This window comes from Pelosinus baikalensis (assembly GCF_020819555.1).
In the GTDB taxonomy this organism is placed as follows: Bacteria; Bacillota; Negativicutes; order DSM-13327; family DSM-13327; genus Pelosinus; species Pelosinus baikalensis.
The window spans coordinates 1-4,527 of the sequence record NZ_JAJHJB010000092.1; the positions used below are offsets into that span (position 1 = coordinate 1).

Consider the following 4,527-nt stretch of genomic DNA (forward strand, 5'->3'; position numbering starts at 1 on the left):
TTTGTGTGCCGCATCAGCGGCATTGTGCCTTTGTGGTTCATAAAATCTCATCTTTCTCCTACAATCTGCTTCCTAGCCTATTTAAAAAACAACCAATCTATCAACACTGCGTCGAAGATAGATTGGCTGTTTTTCATTTTTTAATGACTTAAAAGTCCAATTTGTATAAAGAACAGTACCATAAATAAATATAAAATAGGATGAACCTCACGCCCCTTACCTCTCATTAATTTCAATAGAGGATATACAATAAATCCAATACCAATACCGGTGGCAATATTATAGGTTAATGGCATGGACGCCACAACGAGAAAAGCTGGAAAAGCTTCTTCAATGTTTTGCCAATCAATATCACGTAAGCCATTCATCATAAAGAAACCAACAATTATAAGAGCTGGCGCCGTAACAGCTGGAACGCTCGACAACATTTTAGCAACAGGCGAGAAAAATAATGTTACTAAGAACAAACCCGCTACAACAACAGCGGTTAAACCACTGCGCCCTCCTACTGCTACACCTGCGCTCGACTCAATACAGGTAGCAGTGGGACTTGTTCCTAGCACAGCACCAGCAACTGTCCCTGCAGCATCAGCCAAAAAAGCACCTCTCGCATTTGGAAACTTTCCATTTACAAGAAGCCCGGCTTGCTCCGCCATCCCCAGTAGTGTACCCGTTGTATCAAATAAAGTAATCAAAAAGAAAGTGAAAATTACAGAATAAAGACCAGAATCTAAGACTCCCTGTACATCCAATTTCAGTAATGTATGCTCTAGGCCGCTAGGCATCACCACAAACTGAGACGGCAAGGACATAAAACCCATGAAATAAGCAGCCGCTGCCGTTACTAACATACCAATAAATAACGCTGCCTTTACACGATAAGTAAGTAATACTAAAGATACAACCAAGCCAATAACCGTTAATAAAGCAATAGGCTCAGACAGTTTGCCAAGAGTGACTAAAGTAGCAGGAGAATCAACAACAATTTTTGCACTCTGCAAACCAATAAAACAGACAAAAAAACCAATACCTGCGGTAATAGCGTGTTTTAAACTTGCGGGAATGGCATCAATCAAAATGGAGCGAAATTTGGTAAGAGATACTAATAAAAACATAATTCCCGATATAAAAACAGCTCCAAGTGCCACTTCCCAGGAATGTCCCCCACCCTTTACTACACTAAAGGCAAAATAAGCATTCAGCCCAAGTCCAGGTCCAATCACAATTGGGTAATTAGCAAATAACCCCATAATCAACGTACCAATTACACTACTTAAAATAACTGCCATAAAAACACCATTAAAGTCCATACCAGTCAAACTTAAAACGGAAGGAATAACAATCACCGAATATGCTAATGTTAAAAAAGTTGTTATTCCTGCCAAAACTTCCGTGGATATGCTTGTCCCTCGTTCTCGCAGTTTAAATAATGATTCCATTTACAACACCTCTAATTATATCTACGTAAGGCGACATTATAACATAGATTACCGTATTATGTATACACCGAAATTAGCATTTATTCTCCTTATTGTTAAGTATTCTCGTGAATTCTACCAATAGCAGTCTCTTTGCCAAAACAAAGGCGCTATTTCAGTGATGATAGCCTTTATCAGCAGGACATTTGCATTTGTTGAAGAATATAGATTTTTAGAGTTCTTATTCCCTGACCTAGCTGCTCTTAGAATCTCCCTTTAAAATGGGTATTCTCTTAGAGCACTAGTACAACAAATACTGGTAATCAGCTTTTGGTATTTCATATTATGTATATTTTGTATTGATAAAACTCACATCTTATGAATATGATTAGATATACGAGTGTTTGCTTCGTCATTACTAATATGACATATTAAATATGGATATAGGAGGCTATTATGAAACTGATTGGCAAGGCACTAATTGCACAAGGAGGAGGTCCTACTGCCGTTATTAATCAAAGCATGGCAGGAGTGATCGACGAGGCGCGAAAGCATGATCAAATTACTAAAATCTATGGTGCTCTTAGAGGCGTAGAAGGCATCATCAATGAAGAGTTTATTGATTTAACCCAAGAAACTTCTCATAACCTAGAGCAAGTGGCACACACACCATCATCTGCCTTATTTTCGACTCGCGTTAAGCCTGATGAAAATTATTGTAAATCAATTTTCAAAGTATTAAAAGCTCACGATATCCGTTACTTCTTTTACATTGGCGGCAATGATTCTGCCGATACCGTACATATTGTAAGTGAACAGGCTAAATTAGACAATTATGAGTTCCGCGCCATTCATATTCCTAAAACCATTGATAACGATTTATTGGTCAATGACCATACACCAGGCTATAGCTCAGCTGCCCGTTTTGTTATGCAGGCATTTTCAGGAATTAATCTTGACATGAGAGCATTATCGGGAGTGTATATCGGTATCGTAATGGGAAGAAATTCCGGATTTTTAACGGCATCAGCTGCTGCTGCCCAAAATTTTCCTGATGATGGCCCTCATTTAATTTATTTACCAGAACGCCCGTTTATTATTGAACATTTCGTTGCAGATGTGCAAAAAGTATATCTGCAACATGGTTATTGTGTAGTATCCGTATCAGAAGGTATCAAAGATCCATCTGGCTCCCCCATTATAGTAAGTCTATTAAGAGATATCGAAAAAGATGCTCATGGTAATGTAACGATGTCTGGCACGGGAGCCTTAGGAGACTTGCTCACACAGGCAGTAAAAGAAAAGCTAAAGATATCCAGAGTGCGCAGTGATACCTTTGGCTACATTCAACGTTGTTTCCTTGGCTGTGTTTCTGATGTAGATCAGAAAGAAGCAAGAGAAGCTGGTGAAAATGCAGTACAATTTGCTTTATCGAATAGCTGCGATGGTTCTGTGACGATTCATCGAGTCGGAGATTATGTTGTAGAATATAGAATGACTCCTCTTGCAGAGCTGGCAGGTAAAACCAAACATATGCCGGACGATTTTATCAATGCTGCAGGAAATCATGTAACTAACGCCTTCAAGGATTATCTTCGACCACTCCTAGGCTCCAATCTTCCCTCAACTAATCGATTAAAAGCCCCCAAAGTGCCTAAGATTTTAAAAGTAAATACTTAACTGTTGGCTGAAACAAGAAAATACTTTAAAAACATAAAACGTATCGAACCACAAAGACACAAAGGACACAAAGGGTTTATTTATATTTTTTGTTCACTCCTTAGTGGTTCATAAAATCTCATCTTTCCACCTATAAAATAAGGATCTCCATTCATCTAACTTCTAGAAGAATGGAGATTTTTTGTGACATCATATAGAAGAATTTTCTCTAAACTTAAGAATAACTTATCGCTTCATTTAGTTCTTGCAATTTCGTTTCTTGTTCTGCCGTCAAAGATTTGGAAAAAAAAGCCGGATTTAATAAAACACTGCGATTATGACTATATTGAAATTCCAGGTTCATAATCACAGTAGAAATACGTTCCATTTCTGTTGATATAGTTGGATCACTTGTTCTTGTGTTTTTAATTTGTTTCCACATACTATCCAAAAGCTGCATCCCTGACTGTAGACCATACAGATAAAATGGCTTTTTAAAAACAAAATTCATAAAGAAATTTTCAATTAAGATGTCGGGTGTACAATGATTGACTGGTTCCATAACATCATCTTTTTGATCTAAAGAATCATAATTAGCATAAATAATTTCATTTAATTTCTGGCTAAAAGTATCATCTTGCGGCAAATGAAGAATCTTCTCAATTGTTTCTTTTAATAGTTGAATACGTTCATCAATTGTTATCTTTCTATACTGCAGTAAATCAATAAAGTGATGCTCCATCTCAAAATAATAGCGCAAAAGGTGATAAGAAAATCGCTGTTCAGGATATACATGAACAACTTCCTGATTTGCATGCACGATGATGGGTTCCTTTAGGGAGCGAATGATTTCTAAAGGCCTAACTCGACTGGCTAATTTGACTACCGCAGGACAGCTAAAGCTTAAAGTCAACTCTCTCCCGCGAGAAGTATTCATCGGATAGCGTGGAAAAGTCTGACAGACTGTATCCAAATGGCTATGCCCAGCCTCTTCTTGTAATCGGCAAAGATGATTCTCCTCCAAAAACCAGCATCCACCCTTGGCCTTTTTACGAATGTAAGCATATTCACCTAACTTCTGCTTCCCAGCAATAGGAATAAAAATCTTTGAAAATTCCTCTTCCTTCCCATTTTTCAAAAATAGCTGATAATTCCGATTATAACTTTCCTCGTCCATGGTTACCTGCCAATCATTCTGGCAGCATTGCCCACACATTTCACAAGAAAACTCATTTATAATATCCATATAGATATACATCCTACAGCTCCATCCTACGATTATGATTATGAGTGTATTTCTTCTTGATACTCCAACAAATTCCTGCTATGTCTGCTGAAATAAATCATATAGTAATCATAAGAAAAATACTTCACATTCTTTTAAAACATAAAAAAAATCGAACCGGTCTAACCCCCTATTTTTAGACATGAGCCTTAACATATCTCATTC

General features: G+C 37.4%; 3 protein-coding genes. 1 reads left to right on the forward strand and 2 read right to left on the reverse strand.

From position 1 onward, the window contains the following. Window positions 1–140: 140 nt before the first annotated feature. The gene (locus LMF89_RS25020; RefSeq protein WP_229537527.1) at window positions 141–1,439 is read right to left on the reverse strand and encodes an NCS2 family permease; all 1,299 of its coding nucleotides are present in this window, start codon (window positions 1,437–1,439) and stop codon (window positions 141–143) included. Between the two features lie 435 nt (window positions 1,440–1,874). On the opposite strand from LMF89_RS25020, the gene LMF89_RS25025 reads away from it, so the two are divergent. Further along, window positions 1,875–3,098, forward strand: a complete 1,224-nt coding sequence (locus LMF89_RS25025; RefSeq protein ID WP_229537528.1) for a 6-phosphofructokinase — start codon at window positions 1,875–1,877, stop codon at window positions 3,096–3,098. A 214-nt stretch (window positions 3,099–3,312) separates the two neighbouring features. Here the strand turns inward: LMF89_RS25025 and fliB are convergent, their stop codons facing one another. Continuing rightward, on the reverse strand, window positions 3,313–4,323 hold the full coding sequence (fliB, locus tag LMF89_RS25030; RefSeq protein WP_229537529.1) for a flagellin lysine-N-methylase: 1,011 nt from the start codon (window positions 4,321–4,323) through the stop codon (window positions 3,313–3,315). Window positions 4,324–4,527 lie beyond the last annotated feature (204 nt).

Coding starts and splice junctions, on each gene's coding strand:
- LMF89_RS25025 (WP_229537528.1), top strand. CDS start 1,875: ATGAAACTGATTGGCAAGGCACTAATTGCACAAGGAGGAGGTCCTACT.
- fliB (WP_229537529.1), bottom strand. CDS start 4,323: ATGGATATTATAAATGAGTTTTCTTGTGAAATGTGTGGGCAATGCTGC.
- LMF89_RS25020 (WP_229537527.1), bottom strand. CDS start 1,439: ATGGAATCATTATTTAAACTGCGAGAACGAGGGACAAGCATATCCACG.